The organism is Georgenia sp. TF02-10 (genome assembly GCF_022759505.1).
Classification (GTDB): domain Bacteria; phylum Actinomycetota; class Actinomycetes; order Actinomycetales; family Actinomycetaceae; genus TF02-10.
Map to the genome: position 1 here is coordinate 1860156 of NZ_CP094289.1, position 23508 is coordinate 1883663.

21 protein-coding genes are annotated in these 23508 nt (G+C 75.1%); 14 read left to right on the top strand and 7 right to left on the bottom strand.

The window, feature by feature from the left end:
- Window positions 1-2: 2 nt before the first annotated feature.
- Entirely contained in the window at window positions 3-854 is an 852-nt protein-coding gene (locus MF406_RS08360) for an SMP-30/gluconolactonase/LRE family protein (protein ID WP_242897561.1), read from the bottom strand.
- A gap of 341 nt (window positions 855-1195) precedes the next feature.
- Here MF406_RS08360 and gap point away from each other — a divergent pair, with 341 nt between their 5' ends.
- The 6 genes from gap (at window position 1196) to MF406_RS08390 (ending at window position 7101) form a co-directional block, all read left to right on the top strand.
- Complete coding sequence (gene gap, locus MF406_RS08365) at window positions 1196-2203, top strand: type I glyceraldehyde-3-phosphate dehydrogenase (protein ID WP_242897562.1); 1008 nt, start codon at window positions 1196-1198, stop codon at window positions 2201-2203.
- A 588-nt stretch (window positions 2204-2791) separates the two neighbouring features.
- Entirely contained in the window at window positions 2792-3982 is a 1191-nt protein-coding gene (gene pgk, locus MF406_RS08370; protein WP_242897563.1) for a phosphoglycerate kinase, read from the top strand.
- Window positions 3982-4776 carry a triose-phosphate isomerase gene (tpiA, locus tag MF406_RS08375; RefSeq protein ID WP_242897564.1) on the top strand — a complete coding sequence of 265 codons (795 nt, stop codon included), beginning with the start codon at window positions 3982-3984 and terminating at the stop codon, window positions 4774-4776. Before pgk ends, tpiA begins: the two co-directional genes overlap by 1 nt.
- Before the next feature lie 284 nt (window positions 4777-5060).
- Window positions 5061-5306, top strand: coding sequence for a preprotein translocase subunit SecG (secG, locus tag MF406_RS08380; protein ID WP_242897565.1), 246 nt, complete (start codon window positions 5061-5063; stop codon window positions 5304-5306).
- 9 nt (window positions 5307-5315) lie between these two features.
- Window positions 5316-5663 carry an RNA polymerase-binding protein RbpA gene (locus MF406_RS08385; protein ID WP_256463947.1) on the top strand — a complete coding sequence of 116 codons (348 nt, stop codon included), beginning with the start codon at window positions 5316-5318 and terminating at the stop codon, window positions 5661-5663.
- A 115-nt stretch (window positions 5664-5778) separates the two neighbouring features.
- Window positions 5779-7101, top strand: coding sequence for a CoA transferase (locus tag MF406_RS08390; RefSeq protein ID WP_242897567.1), 1323 nt, complete (start codon window positions 5779-5781; stop codon window positions 7099-7101).
- A gap of 104 nt (window positions 7102-7205) precedes the next feature.
- Here the strand turns inward: MF406_RS08390 and MF406_RS08395 are convergent, their stop codons facing one another.
- Entirely contained in the window at window positions 7206-7478 is a 273-nt protein-coding gene (locus MF406_RS08395) for a hypothetical protein (RefSeq protein ID WP_242897568.1), read from the bottom strand.
- On the opposite strand from MF406_RS08395, the gene MF406_RS08400 reads away from it, so the two are divergent.
- Both MF406_RS08400 and MF406_RS08405 read left to right on the top strand, forming a co-directional pair.
- Entirely contained in the window at window positions 7471-7788 is a 318-nt protein-coding gene (locus MF406_RS08400) for a hypothetical protein (protein WP_242897569.1), read from the top strand. The two genes, MF406_RS08395 and MF406_RS08400, sit on opposite strands and share 8 nt — an antisense overlap.
- Window positions 7789-7847: 59 nt before the next feature.
- Entirely contained in the window at window positions 7848-8735 is an 888-nt protein-coding gene (locus tag MF406_RS08405; RefSeq protein ID WP_242897570.1) for an arginase family protein, read from the top strand.
- A gap of 187 nt (window positions 8736-8922) precedes the next feature.
- Here the strand turns inward: MF406_RS08405 and MF406_RS08410 are convergent, their stop codons facing one another.
- From MF406_RS08410 to tkt, 5 genes are all read right to left on the bottom strand, one after another.
- On the bottom strand, window positions 8923-9897 hold the full coding sequence (locus MF406_RS08410; protein ID WP_242897571.1) for a glucose-6-phosphate dehydrogenase assembly protein OpcA: 975 nt from the start codon (window positions 9895-9897) through the stop codon (window positions 8923-8925).
- A 91-nt stretch (window positions 9898-9988) separates the two neighbouring features.
- The gene (gene zwf, locus MF406_RS08415) at window positions 9989-11659 is read right to left on the bottom strand and encodes a glucose-6-phosphate dehydrogenase (protein WP_242897572.1); all 1671 of its coding nucleotides are present in this window, start codon (window positions 11657-11659) and stop codon (window positions 9989-9991) included.
- A complete protein-coding gene (locus tag MF406_RS08420; RefSeq protein WP_242897573.1) occupies window positions 11656-13344 on the bottom strand; it encodes a glucose-6-phosphate isomerase in 1689 nt (562 codons plus the stop codon). The genes zwf and MF406_RS08420 overlap by 4 nt, the downstream gene beginning before the upstream one ends.
- Window positions 13341-14474 carry a transaldolase gene (tal, locus tag MF406_RS08425; RefSeq protein ID WP_242897574.1) on the bottom strand — a complete coding sequence of 378 codons (1134 nt, stop codon included), beginning with the start codon at window positions 14472-14474 and terminating at the stop codon, window positions 13341-13343. The genes MF406_RS08420 and tal overlap by 4 nt, the downstream gene beginning before the upstream one ends.
- Window positions 14475-14647: 173 nt before the next feature.
- Window positions 14648-16834, bottom strand: a complete 2187-nt coding sequence (gene tkt / locus MF406_RS08430) for a transketolase (protein WP_242897575.1) — start codon at window positions 16832-16834, stop codon at window positions 14648-14650.
- 917 nt (window positions 16835-17751) lie between these two features.
- Between tkt and MF406_RS08435 the strand changes: the two genes are divergently transcribed.
- The 6 genes from MF406_RS08435 (at window position 17752) to MF406_RS08460 (ending at window position 23332) form a co-directional block, all read left to right on the top strand.
- Window positions 17752-18654, top strand: a complete 903-nt coding sequence (locus MF406_RS08435) for a heme o synthase (protein ID WP_242897740.1) — start codon at window positions 17752-17754, stop codon at window positions 18652-18654.
- Between the two features lie 119 nt (window positions 18655-18773).
- Complete coding sequence (gene xerD, locus MF406_RS08440) at window positions 18774-19760, top strand: site-specific tyrosine recombinase XerD (protein WP_371744643.1); 987 nt, start codon at window positions 18774-18776, stop codon at window positions 19758-19760.
- A 289-nt stretch (window positions 19761-20049) separates the two neighbouring features.
- Window positions 20050-20877 (top strand): ParA family protein, encoded by an 828-nt coding sequence (locus MF406_RS08445; protein ID WP_242897742.1) that lies wholly within the window; start codon window positions 20050-20052, stop codon window positions 20875-20877.
- Window positions 20867-22000 carry a ScpA family protein gene (locus tag MF406_RS08450; RefSeq protein ID WP_242897576.1) on the top strand — a complete coding sequence of 378 codons (1134 nt, stop codon included), beginning with the start codon at window positions 20867-20869 and terminating at the stop codon, window positions 21998-22000. The genes MF406_RS08445 and MF406_RS08450 overlap by 11 nt, the downstream gene beginning before the upstream one ends.
- Window positions 21993-22592, top strand: a complete 600-nt coding sequence (locus tag MF406_RS08455) for an SMC-Scp complex subunit ScpB (RefSeq protein WP_242897577.1) — start codon at window positions 21993-21995, stop codon at window positions 22590-22592. Before MF406_RS08450 ends, MF406_RS08455 begins: the two co-directional genes overlap by 8 nt.
- A complete protein-coding gene (locus MF406_RS08460) occupies window positions 22589-23332 on the top strand; it encodes a pseudouridine synthase (protein ID WP_242897578.1) in 744 nt (247 codons plus the stop codon). The genes MF406_RS08455 and MF406_RS08460 overlap by 4 nt, the downstream gene beginning before the upstream one ends.
- The last annotated feature ends 176 nt before the right edge of the window (window positions 23333-23508 follow it).

Sequence of the window (23508 nt, forward strand, 5' to 3'; positions counted from 1 at the left end):
CGCTAACCGCCGAAGGGCACCACCGGCAGACCGGGGACGTCGACCGAGACGCGGAAGAGCGCGCCGGCCGCCGGGTGGGCGCCCGGACCGAGACCGCCGCGCGAGGTGGTGACGAACAGGTCGGTCATGTCCGCGCCGCCGAGGGTGCAGGCCGTGACGTGCGGAACCGGCAGGTCGACCCGCTCCAGCAGGTTCCCGGCCGGGTCGAAGCGCAGCACCTGACCGGCGCCGTAGACCGCGACCCAGATCGTCCCCTGCGCGTCGACGGCCAGGCCGTCCAGGTCGCCGTCCTCCCGGCCGCGCTCGACCAGGGGCCGCCGGTCGGTGAGCCGGCCGTCCGCGACGTCGAACACGTCCAGCCGGCCGGTGCCGCTGTCGACGTAGTACGCGCGCGACCCGTCCGGGGAGAACCCCATCCCGTTGGAGATCGTCACGCCGTCGAGCACCTGCTCGACCTTGAGGGCGGGGTCGATCCGGTACAGGCCCGCGGCCCCGGGAGCCTGGTCCCAGGCGCTGGTGCCGACGTACAGGCTGCCGTCCGGAGCCGCGGTGCCCTCGTTCATCCGGATCCCCGGCGCGCTGACCACTGGGACCAGGCGGGTGGGGGCGCCGTCGACGTCGTCCGCGAGCTCGACGCCGAGCTCGGTGGCCACCACGTAGCCGCCGACGCGACGCGGGCGGACGAACGCGGCCACCCGCCCGACGTGCCTGCGGTCCACGCCGCCGTCCGGCCGCAGGGTGAGCAGGTCCCCGACCAGCATGTCGACGAGGCGGAGCCCGCCCCAGGCCGGGGACCAGACGGGGCCCTCACCGTGGTCGGTGACGGCATCGGTGATCTGCTCGACGGCGCGCATCCGCCCAGTCTTGCCCACCGTGGACCGGTCCATCGACCGCCGTGCGCGCCGCCCGGGCCGACAGGAGGTCGAGCGATGCAGGGGTGCTCGCCCGACGCCGGCGCCGCCGGGCCCGAATGCGGCCCCGCGGAACGGGCCGCCGCCGGGTGAGTGCGCTCACACCGGCGGCCGTGCCGGACCATCGTCCCCGGGCGACTTGCCCTGGGATGAGTAGTCTGGAGGCTGTTGGCGACGGTCCGAGCGTGGCGCGCCGCGCACGCGGGCAGTCGCCAGGAGCACCACCTGCGGTGCTGACGGAACCGGACAACTCGTGCGCCCAGGGCGCACGCCAGGAGGACACAGTGACCATCCGCGTCGGTATCAACGGCTTCGGCCGCATCGGCCGCAACTTCACCCGCGCCGTGCTGGACTCGGGGGCGGACATCCAGATCGTGGGCGTCAACGACCTCACCGACAACAAGACCCTCGCGCACCTGCTGAAGTACGACTCGGTCTTCGGCGCCCTCAAGGAGGAGGTGTCCTACACCGAGGACTCCATCACCGTGGGCAAGCAGACCTTCCGGGCGCTGGAGGAGAAGGACCCGGCCGCCCTGCCCTGGGGCGAGCTCGGCGCGGACATCGTCATCGAGTCCACCGGCCGCTTCACCGACGCCACCAAGGCCAAGGCGCACATCGACGCCGGCGCGAAGAAGGTCATCATCTCCGCGCCCGGCAAGAACGAGGACGCCACCTTCGTCGTCGGCGTCAACCACACCGAGTACGACCCGGCGAACCACAACGTCATCTCCAACGCGTCCTGCACCACCAACTGCCTGGCTCCGATGGCCAAGGTGCTGGACGAGGAGTTCGGGATCGTCCGCGGCCTGATGACCACGATCCACGCCTACACCGCCGACCAGAACCTCCAGGACGGCCCGCACCGCGACCTGCGCCGCGCCCGCGCCGCCGCGCTGAGCATCATCCCCACCTCGACCGGTGCGGCCAAGGCCGTCTCCCTGGTCCTGCCCCAGCTCAAGGGCAAGCTGGACGGGTACGCCCTCCGCGTGCCGGTCCCCACCGGCTCCGCCACCGACCTGACCTTCCAGGCCGCCAAGCCGGTGAGCGTCGAGGCCGTCAACGCCGCGATGAAGAAGGCGGCCGAGAGCGAGGAGCTCAAGGGCATCCTGGCCTACACCGAGGACCCGATCGTCTCCGCCGACATCCAGGGCGACCCGCACTCGAGCATCTTCGACTCCGGGCTGACCAAGGTGATCGACGACCAGGTCAAGGTGGTCTCCTGGTACGACAACGAGTACGGCTACGCCTCCTCCCTGGTGAAGCTCACCAGCTACGTCGGCGACCGGCTCTGAGCCGACCGGCGCCGGGGCGGCGCTGAGGCGCGGCGCCCGCGCCGAGCCCTCGGTGCCGAGCGCGGGGCTCACGCTGAGCCATCGTCCGGCGCTGAGCGGAGGTGCACGACGCCGAGGCGGTGCCGCGCCCCACGCTGAGCCGATCCGCCCGGCGGCGGGCCTCGCGCCCGCTGCCGGGCGGGGAGGCGGCGACCGGAGCGGCGCCGGGCAGGAGCCGGGGCCGCCCGCGGGAACGCCACCCCTCGGCGGCGCCCCCGCCTGACGGCCTCGGCGCCCGCACGACGACGGCCCGCCGCGCGACCCGGCGGCGACGCCGGGCCCACCGGCCCACCCGCGTCAACCTCGCGGGCGGCGGCGACGCCGGCACCGCCGACGGTGCAGGCGGGCGGCGAACGGCGTCGGCGGCACCCGCTCGCGCCGTCGACGGCGCTGGCCAGGTCCCGGCACGGGCCTGCTGCGCCAGGCCGTGCCGCACTGCCCCCGGCCGTGCCGCACTGCGCCACGGCCGTCCCGCACCGGCCCCGCCCCCGGCCCGTCCACCCCGGCCCGGCCCCCCGACCCCCATCCGGCCCCACCGCAAGGAGAACCATGAAGACCCTGCAGGACCTGGGCGAGCTGCGCGGCAAGCGCGTGCTCGTCCGCTCCGACTTCAACGTCCCGCTCGACGGCACCACCATCACCGACGACGGCCGGATCCGGGCCGCGCTGCCCACCCTCACCGCGCTGACCGACGCCGGCGCCCGGGTGGCCGTGGTCGCGCACCTCGGCCGGCCCAAGGGCGTCCCGGACGAGAAGTACTCCCTCGCCCCGGTCGCCGCGCGGCTCGGCGAGCTCCTCGGCAAGCAGGTGACCCTGGCCAAGGACACCGTCGGGCCGGACGCCCGCGCCGTCGTCGAGGGCCTGGCCGACGGCGACGTCGCCCTGCTGGAGAACGTCCGGTTCGACCCCCGCGAGACCGCCAAGGACGACCTCGCCCGCGGCGAGCTCGCCGACGAGCTCGCCGCCCTGGCCGACGCCTACGTCTCCGACGGCTTCGGCGTCGTGCACCGCAAGCAGGCCTCCGTCTACGACGTCGCCCAGCGGCTGCCGCACGCGGCCGGCCAGCTCGTCGTGAAGGAGATCGAGTCCCTGCGCCGGGCCACCGACAACCCCGAGCGGCCCTACGCCGTCGTCCTCGGCGGCTCCAAGGTCTCCGACAAGCTCGGCGTCATCGCCAACCTGCTCGGCAAGGCCGACCGGCTGCTCGTCGGCGGCGGCATGGTCTTCACCTTCCTCGCCGCGCAGGGCCACGGCGTGGGCAAGTCCCTGCTCGAGGAGGACCAGGTCGAGACCGTCAAGGGCTACCTCGCCCAGGCGGCCGAGCGGGGCGTGGAGATCGTCCTGCCCACCGACATCGTCGTGGCCCCGGAGATCAGCGCCGACGCGCCCGCCACCGTGGTGGCCGCCGACGCCATCCCGGCGGACCAGATCGGGCTGGACATCGGCCCGGAGTCCGCGCGCGCGTTCGCCGCGAAGATCGCCGACGCCCGCACCGTCGTCTGGAACGGGCCGATGGGCGTCTTCGAGCTCGCCCCGTTCGCCGCCGGCACCCGCGCGGTGGCCCAGGCCATGTCCGACGCCCCCGGCTTCACCATCGTCGGCGGCGGGGACTCCGCGGCCGCGGTGCGCACCCTCGGCTTCGACGAGTCGACCTTCTCCCACATCTCCACCGGCGGCGGCGCGTCCCTGGAGTTCCTCGAGGGCAAGACCCTGCCCGGCATCGCCGTCCTGGAGGACTGATGGCCACCCGCACCCCGCTGATGGCGGGCAACTGGAAGATGAACCTCGACCACCACGAGGCCATCGCCCTGGTCCAGAAGCTCGCCTGGACCCTCGACGACGCCAAGCACGACTACGCCGCCGTGGAGGTCGTGGTCCTCCCGGCGTTCACCGCGCTGCGGTCCGTGCAGACCCTGGTCGACGGCGACAAGCTGGGCGTGCGCTACGGCGCCCAGGACGTCTCCGCCCACCAGGCCGGCGCCTACACCGGCGAGGTCTCCGCGGCCATGCTCGCCAAGCTCGGCGTGACCTACGTCGTCGTGGGCCACTCCGAGCGGCGGCAGTACCACGGCGAGGACGACGCGGTCGTCAACGCCAAGGCCAAGGCCGCCCTCGGCGCCGGGATGACCCCGATCATCTGCGTCGGGGAGGGCCTGGAGGTGCGCAAGGCGGGCAACCACGTCGAGCACACCCTCGCCCAGGTCGACGGCGCCTACGCCGGGCTGAGCCAGGACGAGGCCGCTCGCACCGTCGTCGCCTACGAGCCGGTCTGGGCGATCGGCACCGGCGAGGTCGCCACCCCGGAGAACGCCGAGGAAGTCTGCCAGGCGATCCGGGCCCGGCTCGCCGAGCTCTACACCCAGGGCCTGGCCGACAAGGTCCGGGTGCTCTACGGCGGCTCGGTGAAGTCCGGGAACGTCGCCACGATCATGGCGCAGGAGGACGTCGACGGCGCCCTGGTGGGCGGGGCCAGCCTGCAGGCCGAGGAGTTCGCCGCCATCGTGCGCTACCGGGACCACCAGGTCGGCCAGTAGCCCAACCACCAGGTCGGGCAGTAGCCGGCCCGGGTGCCGGCGGGCCTCCTCGCCCGCCGGCCCCGGCCTAACCCGAGCCACCCGCCGTCGGCCGGCGTCGCCGGGACGACGCCGGCCGCCGTCGGCGGGCGTCGCCGGGACGCCGGCCGCCGTCGACCCCGGACGCGGCCGGGCGAGAGCGCCGGCGATCCGTGCGTCTTGCCACGGCCGGTCGGGGTTGGCCGACGCCCGGCATCGCCTATCCTTGACCCCGGTCGCCGACCCCTAACGAAACGGAGCCGTCCGTGTCAGTGCTGCGGATCATCCTCGAGGTGCTGCTGGTGCTAACCAGCATCTTCCTCGTCCTGACCATCCTCATGCACAAGGGCAAGGGCGGCGGGCTGTCGGACATGTTCGGCGGCGGGCTCTCCAGCAGCGTCGGCTCCTCCGGCGTCGCCGAGCGCAACCTCAACCGGATCACGATCGGGGTCGCGCTCGTCTGGGCCGCCTCGGTCGTGCTCATCGGGCTGATCCAGAAGTTCGAGTTCTAGGAGACCGCAGTGGCTGGTGGAAGTGCGATCCGGGGCTCGCGCGTCGGCGCGGGCCCGATGGGCGAGGCGGTCCGGGGGGAGGCCGCGCCGCGGGTGTGGGTCTCCTACTGGTGCTCCCAGGGGCACGAGGTACGGCCCAGCTTCGCCAAGGAGGCCGACCTGGTCATCCCCGAGGTCTGGGACTGCCCGCGCTGCGGGCTACCGGCCGGCCAGGACCGGGACAACCCGCCCACCCCGCCGAAGAACGAGCCCTACAAGACGCACCTGGCCTACGTGAAGGAGCGTAGGTCGGACGCCGACGGCGCCGAGCTCCTCCAGGAGGCGCTGGCCGCCCTGCGCGAGCGCCGCGGGGGTTAGGTCCGCGGCAGCGCCGCCCGCCGGTTAACAGCGCCGCACCCGTCGGCGGCCGACGGCGCCCCGCCAGCTGCGGACGTCCTGAGCACAGTTGCACGGCGTCGGTGAGGATGGCCGCGTGGGATCGGGACTCTTGCAGCGCGCCTGGGCGGACCTGGGTGGTGATCCGGACCTGCTCCGATCGGTCGGAGTACACGGCGAGCACGGTCTGAGCAGCCGGCTGCCGGTCGGCGAGCTGGCCCTGGGTGCGGTGGCCGCCCAGGTGCTCGCCGCCCGTGAGCTCGCGGCGGAAGGGCGACCGGTGCCGCCGGTGGAGCTGGACGCCCGACACGTGGGCATCGCCTTCCGCAGCGAGCGGTTCCTCCAGATCGACCGGCGTCCCGCGCCGGCCGGCTTCGCTCCCTTGTCGCGGTTCTGGCCCTCGGCGGACGGGTGGGTGCGGCTGCACGCGAACTATCCGCACCATCGCCAGGCCGCGCTCAGGGCGCTGGGCGAGGACCCGCCTGCGGCCATCCGTCGGCGTGCCAGCGCAGACGTCGAAGGCGCCGTCGTGTCCGCCGGAGGGGTGGCAGCCGCGGTCCGCACCTTCCAGCAGTGGAGCGAGCACCCGGCCGGTGTCGCGGTGGCCGCTCAACCGCTCCTGGACCTGGCCCGGGTCGCCCCAGCGCCGGCCCGGGCCCATCGCCTGCAGGGGTTGCGCGTCCTGGACCTCACCCGCGTCATCGCCGGACCCGAAGCGACACGGATCCTGGCCGCGCACGGTGCCGACGTGCTGCGGATCGACGGACCCCACCTGCCCGAGGACCCCACCACGCTGCTGGAGTCCAGCCCCGGCAAGCGGTGCACCCAGCTCGACCTGGCCGTCGCCCGGGACCGGCGCCTGTTCGAGCAGCTGCTCGCCGACGCCGACGTCCTCGTGCACGGCTACCGTCCGGGGGCGCTCGCTCCCTTCGGCCTTGCCTCCGAGGTGCTGGCCGAGCGGTACCCCGGCCTCGTCGTCGTCAGCCTCTCCGCCTGGGGCACTCATGGGCCGTGGGCCGCCCGACGAGGGTTCGACTCCATCGTCCAAGCAGGCACGGGCATCGCCGCGGCCACTGCGGGGCCGGACGGCACCCCCGGCGTGCTGCCCGCCCAGGCGCTCGACCACGGCGCGGGCCATCTGCTCGCCGCGACGGTGATGCGTGCCCTGACCAAGGTCCGCCAGCAGGGCGGCACCTGGCACGGCCACCTGTCCTTGGCCCGGCTCGCCCACTGGCTGCTGACCGCCCCACGGCCCCCGGACGACGGGGCGCCGGAGGCAGATCCCCGCCCCGACCCCTACTGCGTCGAGCTACCCTCGAGCGCCGGCGTGCTTGCCGTCGTCCGCCCCATCGCAGCCCCACCCTGGCGCCATGGACCCCAGTCCGTGGCACCCGAGAGGGCGAGCTGGGGCAGCCGGTAGCGCTTGTCTTACGGTGGCATCAGGCGCTCCGGCTGGCAGCGCGGCGTCGCCGAGCAGGGTCATCCCTCGCCCGGTGCGCTCGGTCTCACTCAACTCGGCGACCGCTAGGGTTCCGTAACCCGATCCTCTCGCGGCACGCCTGAAGCAAGGTAACCTGCCTGAGCGGAGTCGCCGACCACGCGCGCAAGCACGGCGTCGCGGATCTCGACATCGAGCACGCAGTACGTAACGCCATCCGTGTGATCAGCCAAGGCGACCGCGACCTGTACATCGGCGCCGACCGGACTGGCCGGCTCGTTGAGGTGGTCGTTGTCGACGACGACGGTGAGCCCGTGGCAATCCACGCCATGGCTCTGCGTCGCAAGTTCTATGAGCATCTATGACCAACCGCCCGAGGTGATGATCATGCCCCGCACCCCCGAACAGCTCCGACAGGCCGCCGAGGACGCCGAGCGGTGGCTCGACTCGCTCGATCCGGCTGCCATCGCGTCGCCGGACGCGGACGCGAGCCACCTACGTCGCCTCGCGGCAGCGGTCCATGCTGCTGGCACCAGTCAGGCGGAGCTCGCCGAGGCCGTGGCCGCTGCCCGCGAGCACGGGCATACCTGGACGCAGATCGCCACCATGCTGGGAACCAGTCGGCAGGCCGCCCAGGAGCGCTACGGAGAGCCGGCTAAGCGCCCGTAGAGGGATCGATTGCAGTCGGGCCCTCCGCCGCCGATGGGTAGCTCGGCCAGACTGTCGCCGTGACGAAGCGAGCGAACGCTGTGCAGCTCCTGCGGGTCCCGTACGACTCCGGGCGAGCCGAGGCGCGGATGGGCGCCGGCCCGTCCGCGCTGACCCGCGCCGGAGCGGGTGACCGGTTACGCGCCCGGGGGCACTCCGTGTGCGAGCAGCAACTCGACCCGACGCCGGAGTGGCGCGCGGAACTGAAGACCGCGTTCGAGCTTCACCGGCAGATCGCCGCCGCGGCGCGCTCTGCACACCACGAGGGCCGGGTGCCACTGCTGCTGTCGGGCAACTGCAGCGGCACGATCGGCATGCTGGCCGCGCTGTCCGCGGCCACGTCGCGGCGAGTCGGGCTGGTCTGGCTGGACGCGCACGGTGACTTCAACACCCCCGACACCGACCCCTACGGATTCCTCGACGGCCAGGGTCTGGCCATGGTCGTCGGCCGCTGCTGGCGCACTCTGACCGCCACCGTCCCGGGCTTCACGCCACTACCCGAGCGGGCCGTCGTGCTCGCCGGCGCTCGCGACGTGGACGACCAGGAAGCGCCGGCGCTGCGCGACTCCGGAATCACCTGGCTCGACCCGAGCCAGGTTCGCGACATGCCCACGGTGCAGGAAGCAGTGCAACGGCTCGCCGATGTTGCCGACGTCGTGCACGTGCACGTCGACCTCGACGTTCACGACCCGACGATCGCCCCGGCGAACGGCTTTGCCGCGCCGAACGGGCTGACCGCCAACGAAGTCCACGAGGTCATCCGGCAGCTCGCCGAGTCCGTGCCCATCGCCTCCGGCACGCTCGCCTCCTACGACCCCTCCTACGACCCCGCCGGGCGGATGCGCGACATCGCCCTGGACCTCCTCGCCCTCATCGCCGAGCTCACCACGACCACGGCCCGGACCTGAAGGTGCGTCCCGGGCAGCGATCGTTCACCGGACGGTGCGGGACCGGTCAACGACCAACCTGACCTGTTCCGTAAGACGGTTCACGCGGCAGCGTGCACCTGGCTCCTGTTCATGCTCTCGACCAGGAGCATCGAGAAGCACGAGCACGTCGGCGACGGTCAAGGCTTGCGCGTTGGAGAGACAGGCCCTATGCGCGCACCAGCGGCAGCCCCTCGGTGAGCACCTCCCCGTAGGTCACGTCCGGGTCGAGCCGGCGCAGGTCCTCCATCAGGCTGTTGCGGACGTCCCGGAGCGGGATGTTGACCTGCTGGTCAACCCTGCCCGGCCGGGTCAGGACAGCGATCGACGACCCCTGCGGCCGGGTGAGCGTGATCGGCCCGGAGGGGCGCTCGAGCACCACACCGCTCACCGCGTCGTGGCCCTGCGCCCGCGTCCGGGCCGGGCAGCGCAGCCGCAGGCCCAGCCACGCCGCGAGCAGGTCCACCGAGGGGTGGCCCGCCGCGCCGGACACCGTCACGGCAGTCACCGGCTCCGCCGGCGGCTCGTCGAGGGCGGCGGCCAGCACCGAGCGCCACAGGGTCAGCGCCGCCCAGGCGAGGTCGGAGTCACCCGGGGCGTAGGCGCCGGCGAGCCGGGCGAGCGTCGTCACCGGGTCGGCGCACCGGGTGGAGTCGGTGATCCGGCGCTGGGCCATCCGCCCGATCGGGTCCGTGGACGGCGCGGGCGGCGCCGTCGTCGGCCACCACGCCACGATCGGGGCGTCCGGCAGCAGCAGCGACATGACGAGGGTCTCCGGCTGCTGGCCGGCGCCGCCGCGGGGCTTGAGGAGGACCACCTCGGAGGCGCCGGCGTCGCCGCCGACCCGGATCTGGGCGTCCAGCCGCGCCTCGCCGTCCGGCCCGTCACCGCCCTCCGGCCCCGTGGCGCTGGCCGGCGCGTCGGACCCGGCGGGGGCGTCCGGCAGCACCACCAGGACCCGGGCGGGGTGCTCGCGGGAGACGTCGTTGGCGGTGCGGATAGCCCGCTCGGCGGTCTGCTCGTCTGGGGCGAGCACGACCAGGGTGAGGACCCGGCCGAGGGCGACGACGCCGCCCTCCTCGCGCAGGGACACCAGCCGGTTGCCCACCGCCGCGGAGGTGGTGCCGCGCAGGTTGACGATCATCGGCTGCTCCTTCGGGACGCGGGCGGCCGGGCGCCGTCGGGCGCGGGGGACCGGGCGCCGTCGGACGCGGGGGACCGGACGCCGTCGACGGTCACGGCCGCCGCCAGGTGCGCCCGTCCCGGGCGAGCATGGCGTCGGCGCTGGCCGGCCCCCAGGTGCCCGGCGGGTACGGCTCGGGCCGGCCCTCGGCCGCCCACGCCTCGATGACCGGGTCGAGGATCTGCCAGGAGAGCTCGACCTCCTGCTGGCGGGGGAACAGCGGCGGGTCGCCGAGCAGGACGTCGAGGATGAGCCGCTCGTAGGCCTCCGGGGAGTTCTCGGTGAAGGCGTGGCCGTAGCCGAAGTCCATGGTGACGTCCCGGACCTCCATCGCGGTGCCGGGCACCTTGGCGCCGAACCGGATGGTCACGCCCTCGTCCGGCTGGACCCGGATGACCAGGGCGTTCTGCCCCAGCTGCTGGGTGGCGCCGAGGTCGAAGGGCAGGTGCGGCGCCCGGTCGAAGACCACCGCGATCTCGGTCACCCGCCGGCCCAGCCGCTTGCCGGTCCGCAGGTAGAACGGGACCCCGGCCCAGCGCCGGGTCTGCACGTCCAGCCGCAGCGCGGCGTAGGTCTCCGTGCCGGAGGCCGGGTCGATGCCCTCCTCCTGCAGGTACCCCTGGACGTAGGCCCCGCCCTGCCAGCCCGCCGCGTACTGCCCGCGGGCGGTGTGCGCGGCCAGGTCGGCCGGCAGCCGGACCGCGGAGAGCACCTTCTCCTTCTCCGCCCGCAGGGCGTCGGCCGAGAAGGAGACCGGCTCCTCCATCGCGGTCAGGGCGAGGAGCTGCAGCAGGTGGTTCTGGATGACGTCGCGGGCCGCGCCGATGCCGTCGTAGTAGCCGGCGCGGGTGCCGATCCCGATGTCCTCGGCCATCGTGATCTGGACGTGGTCGACGTAGTGCGCGTTCCAGATCGGCTCGAACAGCTGGTTGGCGAACCGTAGCGCGAGCAGGTTCTGGACCGTCTCCTTGCCGAGGTAGTGGTCGATCCGGAAGACCGCGTCCGGCGGGAAGACCTCGGAGACGACGGCGTCCAGCTCCCGCGCCGAGGCCAGGTCGTGGCCGAACGGCTTCTCGATCACCACCCGGCGCCAGCCCTCGCCGCCGCCGCTGGAGAGTCCGGACCTGTCCAGCTGGCGCAGCACGCGCGGGAAGGCGTCCGGCGGGACCGAGAGGTAGAACGCGTGGTTGCCGCCGGTGCCGCGCTCGACGTCGAGCTGGTGGACCGTCTCGGCGAGCCGGTCGAAGGCGGCGTCGTCGTCGAACTCGCCCTGGACGAACCGGAACCCCGAGGCGAGCTGGTCCCAGGTCCGCTCGTCGAACGGGGTGCGGGCGTACCGGCGGACGGCGTCGTGCACCACCCCGGCGAACTCCTCCTGCGACCACGACCGGCGCCCGAACCCGGTGAGCGCGAACGACGGCGGCAGCAGCCCGCGGTTGGCCAGGTCGTAGATCGCCGGCATGAGCTTGCGCTTGGCGAGGTCGCCGGTGACGCCGAAGATCACCAGGCCGGCCGGGCCGGCGATGCGGGGCAGGCGCCGGTCCCGCGGGTCCCGCAGCGGGTTGGCGGCCGGGCCCGCGCCGGCGACGGCGGGTGAGCCAGCGGTCCCGGGAGCTCCGGAGCCGCCGGGCGTCCCGGGAGCCGCGGTCGTCCCGGTGCCGGTGGGCGCCCCGGGGGTCGCGGGCCTCCCCGCGGCCGCGGCCCCGGGCAGGGTCTCGGTCATCGGGGGGCCGGGCCGGAGAGCAGGCCTGCCAGCCAGGGCAGGGCGTCGGCGGAGGTCACGTGCAGCCGCAGGACCGGCCGGCCCTGCTCGGCGAGCACCCGGGCGTCGCCGGCGGCCTGGGCGGCGATGAGCGCGGCGAAGTCGAAGTCCCGGCCGGGGATCTGCACCTGGTCCACCGGGCTGCCGGTGACCTGCAGGAACACCCCGGTGGCCGGCCCGCCCTTGTGGTACTGCCCGGTGGAGTGCAGGAACCGCGGCCCCCAGCCGAAGGTCACCGGCCGGCCGGTGCGGGCGGCGAGGGCCGGCCGCACCCCGGCGAGCAGGTCCGCGGCGCGGCCCTCCCGGTCCAGGTAGGCCATGACGGCGAGGTAACCGTCCTCCGGCAGGGTGGCCAGCAGGGCCGCCACGGCGTCGGCGACGGCGGTCTCCCCGTGGAGCAGCCCGGCCGAGGCCCGCACCTCCACCCCGGAGTCCTCGAAGGCGGGCGGCTCCGGCGGCGGGGTGGACTCCAGCAGGCCGCGGGTGGCGGCCTTGGCGGACTCCACGTTGGGCTGGTCGAACGGGTTGATCCCGAGCAGCCGGCCGGCGATCGCGACGGCGTGCTCCCACAGCAGCAGGGTCGCGCCCAGGGTGCCGGAGACGGTGACCTCGGTGGCCTCCGCGGCACCGGGGTCGGTGCCGCCGCCGTCGGCCTCGTCCGTCAGCGGGGTGAGGACCACCGGCAGGACGTCCGGGGCGGGGTCGGCCAGCTCGGGGGCGCCGTCATCGACGACGACCGGCAGCAGCCCGGTGCCGGACTTGCCGGTGGACTCGGCGATCAGCTGCTCGGCCCAGTCGCCGAGGTGGAGCAGGCCGGAGCCGGCGTCGCGGAGGACGATCTTGTCCCGGCGGGGGGAGGTCCCGCCCAGGGCGGCGCCGAGGACCAGCGCCGGGTTGGCGTCGGTGTCCTGGGCGAAGACGTCGGCGACGGCGGCGGCCTCGTCGAGGAGCTGGCCGACGTCGACCCCGGCCAGGGCGGTGGGCACCAGCCCGAAGGCGGTCAGCGCGGAGAACCGCCCGCCGACGTTCGGGTCGGCCTCGAACACCGCCCGGTACCCGGCGGCGGCCGCGGCCTGCTGCAGCGCCGAGCCGGGGTCGGTGACGACGACGAACCGGCTCGCGGCGTCGATCCCGGCGGCGGTGAACGCCGCCTCGAAGGTGCGGCGCTGGGAGTCGGTCTCCAGGGTGGTGCCGGACTTGGAGGAGACCACCACGACGGTGCGGGACAGGTCCGTCTCCAGCGCGCGGTGGACCTGGTCCGGGTCGGTGGAGTCCAGCACGGTCAGCTGGGCGCCGGCGGTGGCGGCGATCACCTCCGGCGCCAGGGAGGACCCGCCCATGCCGCACAGCACGACCCGGTCCACCCCCTCCGCGCGGAGCTCCTCCCGCAGCCGGGCCAGCGGCTCCAGCAGCGGCCGGGAGGTCTCGTGCAGGGCGGTCCAGCCGAGCCGGACCGCTGCCTCGGCCGCCGCGTCCGGGCCCCACAGGTCGGGGTCCTGCGCGGCCAGCCGGCTGGCGACCTTCTCCGCGACGAGGTCCGGCACGTGGGCGGCGACGGCGCGGCCGGCGTCGCCGGTGGCGGTGACCTCCACGACCGCGCCCTCCTCCGGTCCGGCCCAGGTGACCGTGGCGGGTCCGGCGCTCATCGGGCCACCGCCCGGGCGCCGTCGAGAGCGGCGGTGACGGTCTGCACCAGCTCCTCCCAGCTGGCCGCGAACTTCGCGACCCCCTCGGTCTCCAGCAGGTCGGTGACCTCCGGGAAGGAGATCCCCAGCCGCTCCAGCCCGTCGAGGACCTCCGCGGCGGCCTCGTAGGTGCCGCGGACGGTGTCCCCGCGCAGGTTCGCGTGGTCGGCGACGGCGTCCAGGGTGGGCTCGGGCATGGTGCTGACGACGTCGGGCGCCACCAGCTCCTCGACGTACATGGTGTCCGGGTAGGCCGGGTCCTTCACCCCGGTGGAGGCCCACAGCGGCCGCTGCACGTGCGCGCCGGCGTCGGCCAGCTCGGCCCAGCGGGGGGAGGAGAAGATCTCCTCGAAGGCCTGGTAGGCCAGGCGCGCGTTGGCCACCCCGGCCCGGCCACGGAGCCCGGCGGCCGCCTCGGTGCCGAGGGCGTCCAGGCGCTTGTCCACCTCGGTGTCCACCCGGGAGACGAAGAAGCTGGCCACCGAGCGGATCGTGCCCAGGTCGACGCCGGCCCGCTGCGCCCGCTCCAGCCCGTCCAGGTAGGCGGCGGCGACGGCGCGGTAGCGGTCGAGGGCGAAGATCAGCGTGACGTTGACGCTGATGCCCTCGCTGATCGCCTGGCTGATCGCCGCCAGGCCCTCGGCGGTGGCAGGGATCTTCACCATGAGGTTGGGCCGGTCCACGGTGGCCCACAGCGCCCGGGCGGCCTCGATGGTCGCCTCGGCGTCCCGGGCCAGCCGCGGGTCCACCTCGATGGACACACGCCCGTCCTGCCCGCCGGTGGCGGCGTAGACGTCGGCGAGCAGGTCGCAGGCGTCGCGCACGTCGTCGGTGGTGATGCTGAGCACCGCCTCGTCGGTGTCCGCGCCGCCGGCGGCCAGGGCCCGGACCTGCTCGTCGTAGTCCTCGCCCTTGGCCAGGGCGCCGGCGAAGATGGTGGGGTTGGTGGTCACGCCCACCACGTGCCTGTCCCGGACGAGGCGGGCCAGGCCGCCGCTGGTGAGGCGGCCCCGGGAGAGGTCGTCCAGCCAGATGGACACCCCGCACCGGCTGAGCTCGCCGAGGCGGTCGGTCGTGCTGCTCTCAGTCATGTCCTGCTCCAGGTTCTCCGGGCGTGCCCCGCGGGGCTGCCGGGGCTGGCGGCTGCGGGGGCTGCTGCTGACGGGACGGGGACGGCGGTCGCCGCCGGGGGCTTCCGCCGACGTGCTGCCGCCGCGGGGGCGGCGCCCCCGCGGGCGTGGCCGGGCGACCGGGGCACGGCGGCCTACTTCGGCCGGTCCGCGGTGCCGGCGAGGGTGGGCACGCCGACGGTGGCCGGGACCCCGGCCCCGCCCTGGGCGGCGGCGAGGGACTCCCGGGCGGCGGCGACCACGGCGTCGGCGGTCAGGCCGAACTTCTCGTACAGGACCTGGTAGGCCCCCGAGGCGCCGTAGTGCTCCAGCGAGACCGACCGGCCGGCGTCGCCGACCAGGGACCGCCAGCTCATCGCGATCCCGGCCTCGACCGAGACCCGGGCCCGGACCGCGGCGGGGAGGACGGCCTCGCGGTAGGCCTCGTCCTGCTCGGCGAACCACTCCATGCTCGGCACGGACACCACCCGGGCGGCCACGCCCTGCTCGGCGAGCTGCTCCCGGGCGGCCAGCGCGATCTGCACCTCCGAGCCGCTGGCGAGGAGGAGGACGTCCGGGACGCCGCCGCGGGCCTCGGCGAGCACGTACGCCCCGCGCAGCACGCCCTCGGCGCTGGCCAGGGTGTCCCCCTCCGCGGCGCCGTCGCCCCGGGCCGGGTTGGGCACGTCCTGCCGGGTCAGCACGATGCCGGCGGGCCGGTCGTGCCGCTCCAGGATGCCCCGCCAGGCCTGGGCGGTCTCGGCGGCGTCGGCCGGCCGGACGACGTCCAGACCGGGGATGGCCCGCAGCGCGGTCAGGTGCTCCACCGGCTGGTGGGTGGGCCCGTCCTCGCCCAGGCCGATGGAGTCGTGCGTCCAGACGAACGTCGACAGGGCGCCCATCAGGGCGGCCAGCCGGACGGCCGGGCGCATGTAGTCGGAGAAGACCAGGAAGGTGCCGCCGTAGGGGCGGGTGAGGCCGTGCAGGGCGATGCCGTTGACGATGGCGCCCATGGCGTGCTCGCGGATGCCGAAGTGCAGCGTCCGGCCGTACGGGTTGCCCGGGAACATCTCGGTGGAGCGCTCCACCGGGAGGAAGGACGGCTGGCCCTTCATCGTCGTGTTGTTGGAGCCGGCCAGGTCCGCCGAGCCGCCCCACAGCTCGGGCAGCGGGTCGGCGAGCGCGGCGAGCACCTCCCCGGAGGCCTTGCGGGTGGAGACGTCCTTGCCGGCCTCGAAGTCGGGCAGCGCCTCCGCCCAGCCGGCGGGCAGCTCGCGGGCGCGCAGCCGGTCCAGCAGGGCCGCGGCGTCGGGATGGGCCTCGCGCCAGCCGGCGAAGCTGGCCTCCCAGCGCTCCCGGTCGGCGCGGGCCCGGGCGGCGGCATTGCCGCGGGTGTGGGCCAGGACGTCCTCGGCGACGGCGAAGGTCTGGTCCGGGTCGAAGCCGAGGATCTCCTTCACCGCCCGGACCTCGTCCGCGCCCAGCGCCGAGCCGTGCACGGCGCCGGTGTTCTGCTTGTTGGGGGCGGGCCAGCCGATGATCGTGCGCAGCGCGATGATCGACGGCCGGCCGGTCTCGGCGCGGGCGGCCTGGAGGGCGGCGTACAGGCCCTCGACGTCCTCGTGGTACTCCCCGCCGCCCTGGGTGAAGTCCACCCGCTGGGTGTGCCAGCCGTAGGCGGCGTACCGAGCCAGGACGTCCTCGGTGAAGGCGACGTTGGTGTCGTCCTCGATGGAGATGTGGTTGTCGTCGTAGAGGACGACCAGGTTGCCCAGCTCCTGGGTGCCGGCCAGCGAGGAGGCCTCGGAGGTGACGCCCTCCTGGAGGTCGCCGTCGGAGGCGATGACGTAGACGTGGTGGTCGAACGGGCTCTCCCCGGCCGGGGCGTCGGGGTCGAGCAGGCCGCGCTCGCGGCGGGCGGCCAGGGCCATCCCGACGGCGGCGGCCAGGCCCTGCCCGAGCGGCCCGGTGGTGATCTCCACCCCCGGGGTGTGCCGGTACTCGGGGTGGCCGGGGGTCCGCGAGCCGTAGGTGCGCAGCGCCTGCAGGTCCTCCAGCTCCAGGCCCATCCCGGCGAGGTAGAGCTGGATGTACTGGGTGAGGGAGGAGTGGCCCGCCGAGAGGACGAACCGGTCCCGGCCCAGCCAGTGCTCGTCGGCGGGGTCGAGGTTCATCACCCGCTGGTAGAGCAGGTAGGCGGCCGGCGCGAGGGACATCGCGGTGCCCGGGTGGCCGTTGCCGACCTGCTGGACGGCGTCGGCGGCCAGCACCCGGACGGTGTCCACGGCGCGGGCGTCGAGCTCGGACCACTCCAGCGCGGGCGTCCCGGGTGAGCTGTTCACAGATCCTCGTCTCCGTCCTGGTCCACCCAGGACCCTCGGGGTCAGGGGCGGCGGACGAGCGCAGCCGCGCCGCGCGGCGCCCCAGGTACGGCCTCGACCTTACCCGCGCCGGTTCCGGCTCGCCTCGGCGGACCGGCCGGTGAGCGGGGCCGTCTCGGCGGGGGCGGGCGGGGTGGCTGCGGCAGCCTGGTGCGCGCCGTCCGGGGGCTGGCGCCCCGGCCGGCGCCAAGGCCGCGGGCCGTCGGTGCTCGGTGCGCCGAGGAGGCGGGCCAGCGGTGCTCGCGGCGCACCGAGAACGACAAGAGGGTTGCTCGCAGCAACCGTTTGGTCGTTCTCGGTATGGGTGCGCGGCGGTGGTGGTCGTGGTGCGCATCCTGTGTAGTCGTTGAAGCGCTTTCCCGGCGGCGGGAAAGCGCTTCAACGACTACACAGGATGCGGCCGCCCGCCCCGCAGCCAGCCCGCGCACCGCTCGTGGGCCTGGAGCCGCTGACGGGGGTTGCGGGCGGTCCGGGAGCCGACGGCTGAACAGCGCTGGGCCGAGGAAGAGCAGCACTGCGCGGAGCCACCGGGCGGGAGCGATCCGGACGTCCCCTGCGCGGCTGTGGCCCCGGCGGCAGGGTGCCCCCGTACCATGGGCCGGAGCAGGAGGGCGGTGCCCTCCAGTCGAGCGTGACGAGCGTCACCGGAAGTGAGGACCTGCGTGCCCAGCGCCCAGCCTGCCGCCGACCGCCCCGTGGACCGGACGGTGGCCGATGCCGCTGGCGTCCCGGGCCCGCTCGGCGACGGCGGCCGGTGGCCAGCCGCTCATGGGGCCGCCGGTGCTGGTGTCACCGGGCCGGCCGATGCGGTCGGCGCCGGGCAGGACCGTCCCGGGCCCTCGCCGTCGGCCGCTGCCTCGCCCGAGCCGGCCGACCCGCTGCACCCGACCGCCGGGCCGCAGCGGTCGAAACTGTGGGCCTACGTCGCGCTGACCAAGCCGCGAATCATCGAGCTGCTGCTGGTCACCACGTTCCCGACCATGTTCCTCGCCGCGCAGGGCTGGCCGGGCACCTGGCTGCTGCTCGCCACGCTGGTCGGCGGGGCGATGGCGGCCGGCGCGGCCAACGCCTTCAACATGTACTTCGACCGCGACATCGACCGGCTGATGAACCGCACCAAGCAGCGGCCGCTGGTCACCGGGGAGCTGACGCCCCGGCAGGCCCTCGTCTTCGCCGCCACGCTCGCCGCCGTGTCCGTGACGTGGTTCGCCGTGCTGGTCAACCTCGTCTCCGCGGCCCTCGCGCTGACCGCGATCGGGCTCTACGTCGTGCTCTACACGCTGGTCCTCAAGCGCCGGACCTCGCAGAACATCGTCTGGGGCGGGGTGGCCGGCTGCATGCCCGTGCTCATCGCCTGGGCGGCCGTCACCGGGTCGCTCACCTGGGCCCCGGTCGTGCTCTTCCTGGTCGTCTTCTTCTGGACGCCGCCGCACTACTGGCCGCTGTCGATGAGGTTCAAGAAGGACTACGCCCGCGCCGGGGTGCCCATGCTCCCCGTGGTCGCCGAGGACGTCCGCGTCGCCCGGCAGATCCTCGGCTACGCGCTCGCCACGGTGGCCACGACGCTGGTCCTCGTCCCGGTGGCCGGGATGACCTGGGTCTACGCCGTCCTCGCGGCCGCCGCCGGCGCCTGGTTCCTCGGCTCGTGCGTCCAGCTCTACCGCCGGGCGCGCCAGCCCGAGCGTGGCAAGCTTGCGGCGATGAAGGTGTTCCATGGGTCCATCACCTACCTGTCGGTGGTGTTCCTGGCCGTCGCGGTGGACCCCTTCCTGCCGCTGTGACGTCGGGCCGCGCGGCCGAGGCGACGGGCAGGGCGCCCGGCGCGCCCGCCGTCGCGGTGCCCGCTGACCCCGCCGTCGCGGCCGGTGGTCCGGCCGGTGCGGCGCCCGGTGAGCCTCCGGTGCCCGGCGCCGCCGCGGCACCCACCGTGCCTGCGGCGCTCGACGCCTCCCCCGCCCCGACGCGGCTGGACCGGCAACGGACCGAGTACCTCGCGCACCTGGCGGTCGAGCGCGGCGTCAGCGACAACACCCTGGCCGCCTACCGCCGGGACCTCGAGCGCTACTGCGCCTTCCTCGCCGCCCGCGGCCACGGCGCGCTCGCCGGCGTCCGCGAGCCGGACGTGGCCGCTTACGTCGAGGCGCTGCGCACCGGCGCCGACGGGCACTCCCAGCTGGCCGCCTCCTCGGCCGGCCGGGCGGTCACCGCCGTGCGCGGCTGGCACCGGTTCGCGCACGAGGAGGGGTGGACGGCGGAGGACCCGACGGCGGAGGTCCGCCCGCCGGCGTCGGGCAAGCGACTGCCCAAGGCGCTCGCGGTCGACCAGGTCGAGGCGCTGCTGGCGGCGGCGTCGGTGGGGGAGGGCCCGGTGCCGCTGCGCAACCGGGCGCTGCTGGAGGTGCTGTACGGCACCGGCGCCCGGATCAGCGAGGCGGTCGGGCTCGCGGTGGACGACCTGGACCTGGCCGGCGAGCTGCCCGCCGTCCGGCTGTTCGGCAAGGGCCGCAAGGAGCGGGTGGTGCCGGTGGGCCGGTACGCCGTCGAGGCCGTGGAGGCGTACCTGGTGCGGGCCCGGCCGGCGCTGGCCCGGGCCGGCCGGGGGAACGCCGCGCTGTTCCTCAACACCCGGGGCAACCCGCTCAGCCGGCAGAGCGCGTGGGCGGTGCTGCAGGAGGCGGCGGGCCGGGCGGGGCTGACCGAGCGGGTCTCCCCGCACACCCTGCGGCACTCCTTCGCGACCCACCTCCTCGCCGGCGGCGCGGACGTGCGGGTGGTGCAGGAGCTGCTCGGGCACGCCTCGGTGACCACGACGCAGATCTACACCCAGGTCACCGCGCAGACCCTGCGGGAGGTCTACGCGGCCGCCCACCCCCGCGCCCGCGGCTGAGCCGCGGGCCCCAGATCGGCCGCCGTCGGGTGGGGCCAAGGCCGGCCGACGTCGGGCGGGACCGCGGCCGGGCGTCATCGGGCGGGCCCAAGACCGGGCGACGCCGACCGGCGCTGGTCCCGGCGGAGCCGGCACCCGACCCCGCGACGGCGGGGACGACGACGGGGCGAGGCAAGCCCCCGACGCGCTCCCCGGGATGTTTGGGACGCCCATAGCCGTCGACTAGCGTGGCAGGGTGAGCAACGACCAGCCTGGCCTCCTCCCGGACAGCGCCGGCGTCGGCACGGAGGTGGCCGACTCGCCGGCGGACTTCCCGGTGCCCGCCCCGCTCACCGGTCACGGCCCGGCCCGGGTCATCGCCATGTGCAACCAGAAGGGCGGCGTCGGCAAGACCACCACCACCATCAACCTCGGCGCCGCGCTGGCCGAGTACGGCCGCAAGGTCCTGCTCGTCGACTTCGACCCCCAGGGCGCTGCCTCGGCCGGGCTGGGCGTGAACGGCCACGAGCTCGACCGCACGATCTACAACCTGCTGATGGAGCCGCGCGGGGACGTCCGCGAGATCATCGAGCACACCGCCGTCGACGGGCTGGACCTCGTCCCGGCCAACATCGACCTGTCCGCCGCCGAGGTGCAGCTGGTCAGCGAGGTCGCCCGCGAGCAGGCCCTGGCCCGGGTGCTGCGCCCGGTCCTGGACGACTACGACGTCGTCCTCATCGACTGCCAGCCCTCCCTCGGGCTGCTCACGGTCAACGCGCTCACCGCGGCGCACGGCGTGATCATCCCGCTGGAGGCGGAGTTCTTCGCGCTGCGCGGCGTCGCCCTGCTGGTGGAGTCCATCGAGCGGGTGCAGGACCGGATCAACCCGCGGCTGCGGATCGACGGCATCCTCGCCACCATGGTCGACCTGCGCACCCTGCACTCCCGGGAGGTCATCGACCGGGTCCGCGAGGCGTTCGGCGAGAAGGTCTTCGACACCATGATCGCCCGCACGGTGAAGTTCCCCGACGCCTCCGTCGCCACCGAGCCGATCACCACGTACGCGCCCGCCCACCCCGGCGCGGAGGCCTACCGGCGGCTCGCCCGAGAGCTCGTCGCCCGCGGCGATGCCGCCTGACCCACGCCTCGGGGCCGGCACGGCGACGGCGGCCGGCACCGCGTCGGCGGTCGGCGGCACGACGGCGGCCGGTACCGGGTCGGCGGTCGGTGGCACGGCGACGGCGGCCGGTACCGCCTCGGCCGGCGGCACGACGGCGGCCGGTACCGGGTCGGCGCCCGGCAGCACGACGGCGGCCGGCACCGCCTCGGCCGGCGCCCAGCCCCGCCGGGACGCCTTCGAGATCACCCTGGAGAACTTCAGCGGGCCGTTCGACCTGCTGCTCTCGCTGATCGCCAAGCACCGCCTGGACATCACCGAGGTGGCTCTGGCCGAGGTGACCGACGAGTTCATCGCGCACATCTCCGCCCAGACCGAGTGGGACCTGTCCCAGGCCAGCGAGTTCCTCGTCATCGCGGCGACCCTGCTGGACCTCAAGGCCGCCCGCCTGCTCCCGCGCGGCACGGTGGAGGACGCCGAGGACCTGGAGCTGCTCGAGGCGCGCGACCTGCTCTTCGCCCGCCTCCTGCAGTACCGGGCGTTCAAGGAGGTCGCCGCGCACCTGGGGGAGGCGTGGGCGGCGGGCGCCCGGTCCTACCCGCGCAGCGTGCCGCTCGAGCCGCACCTGGCGGCGCTGCTGCCCGAGCTGGTCATGCGGGTGGGTGCGGAGGAGCTGGCCCGTCTCGCCGCCCGGGCGCTGGCGCCGCGGCCGGGCCCGCCGGAGGTCGGCACCGCCCACCTGCACAGCCCCGTGGTCCCCGTCCCCGAGCAGGCGGCGATCCTGGTGGGCCGGCTGCGCCGGGTGCGCGTGGCCACCTTCCGCGCCCTCACCGCCGACGCCGCCAGCACCGCGGTGGTGGTCGCCCGGTTCCTCGCCCTGCTCGAGCTCTTCCGCGAGGGGGCCGTCGCCTTCGCCCAGGCCGACGCCCTCGGCGAGCTGACGGTCCGCTGGTCCGGCGCGGAGGAGGGCGACGTGGTGGTCCAGGAGGACTACGACGACGGTGCCCCGGCGGCCGGCGGGCCGGGCCCGGGAGCCATGGACCAGGCGGACGCTCCAGGTCCCGTCCACGCCGGCGCGGACCCCGAGGACGGGCCGGCCCCCGGCCCGGCCGGTGCCCGCCCCCAGGTGGCCGCCGATGCCTGAGCCGCGCTACGAACCGGTGCCGGACGACGTGCTGCCCGAGGCCCACCTCGCCGCCCTCGAGGCGGTGCTGATGGTCGTCGACGAGCCGGTGCCGGCCGCCGCGCTGGCCGCCGCGCTCGGGCTGCCCACCGGGCAGGTGGTCGAGCTCCTCACCGCCCTGGCGGCGGAGTACCGCGGCGCCGGGCCGGGCCGGGCCCGCGGCTTCGAGCTGCGCGAGGTCGCCGGCGGGTGGCGGATCTACTCCGCCCCCGCGCACGCCGACGTCGTCGGCCGGTTCGTCCTGGAGGGCCAGACCGCCCGCCTCACCCAGGCGTCCCTGGAGACCCTCGCCGTCATCGCCTACCGCCAGCCGGTCACCCGCGGCCGGGTGGCGGCGATCCGCGGGGTCAACGTCGACGGCGTGGTCCGCACCCTGCTCGCCCGCGGCCTGGTGGAGGAGGCCGGCCCGGACCCGGACGGCGGGGCCATGCGGTACCGCACCACCTCCTACTTCCTGGAGCGGATGGGCCTGGGGTCCCTGGCGGACCTGCCCCCGCTCGCGCCCTACCTGCCCGAGCTGGCCAGCCTGGACGAGATGGACGCCGACCTGTGAGCGACCCGCACGTGCCCGACGGCGTCCGGCTGCAGAAGGTGCTGGCCGCGGCCGGCGTCGGCTCCCGCCGCGCCTGCGAGGCGCTCATCGCCGCCGGCCGGGTCACCGTGGACGGGCGGACGGTCCGCGAGCTGGGCGTGCGGGTGGACCCGACGGTCGCCGTCGTCCACGTGGACGGCCTGCGGGTCCAGCTCGACGACAGCCTGGTCACCCTCGCGCTGCACAAGCCCGTCGGCGTGGTGTCCACGATGGAGGACGACCGCGGCCGGCCGTCCCTGGCCCAGTACGTCGCCTACCGGCCCGAGCGGCTCTTCCACGTCGGGCGCCTCGACGCCGACACCTCCGGGCTGCTGCTGCTGACCAACGACGGCGAGCTCGCGCACCGCCTCACCCACCCCTCCTGGGAGGTGACCAAGACCTACCTCGCCACCGTCGAGGGCCGGGTGCCGCGCGGGCTGGGCCGCCGGCTCCGCGCCGGGGTCGAGCTGGCCGACGGCCCGGTCCGGGTGGACGCCTTCACCGTCAAGGAGGCGACGGCGGCCGGCTCGCTGGTGGAGGTGGTGCTGCACGAGGGCCGCAACCACATCGTCCGCCGGCTGCTCGCCGAGGTCGGGCACCCGGTCACCCGGCTCAGCCGGACCCGGATCGGCCCGGTCGTCCTCGGCACGCTCCGGCCGGGCAGCACCCGCGTGGTGGCGGGGCGCGAGCTGGGTGCGCTCATGCAGGCCGTCGGGCTGTAGGGGCAGGCAGTCGGGAGCGGGTCCCAGACGGGCGTCGGCGCCGACAGGCACGGGCGAGCGTCGGTGCCGGCAGGTACCGCCAGAGTTCGCTGGTTCATGCCCAGTTCGCCGGTTCACGCCGAGTTCGCTAGCGCAAACTGTCGAACTCAGCACGCACTGGCGAACTCGAGCAACCG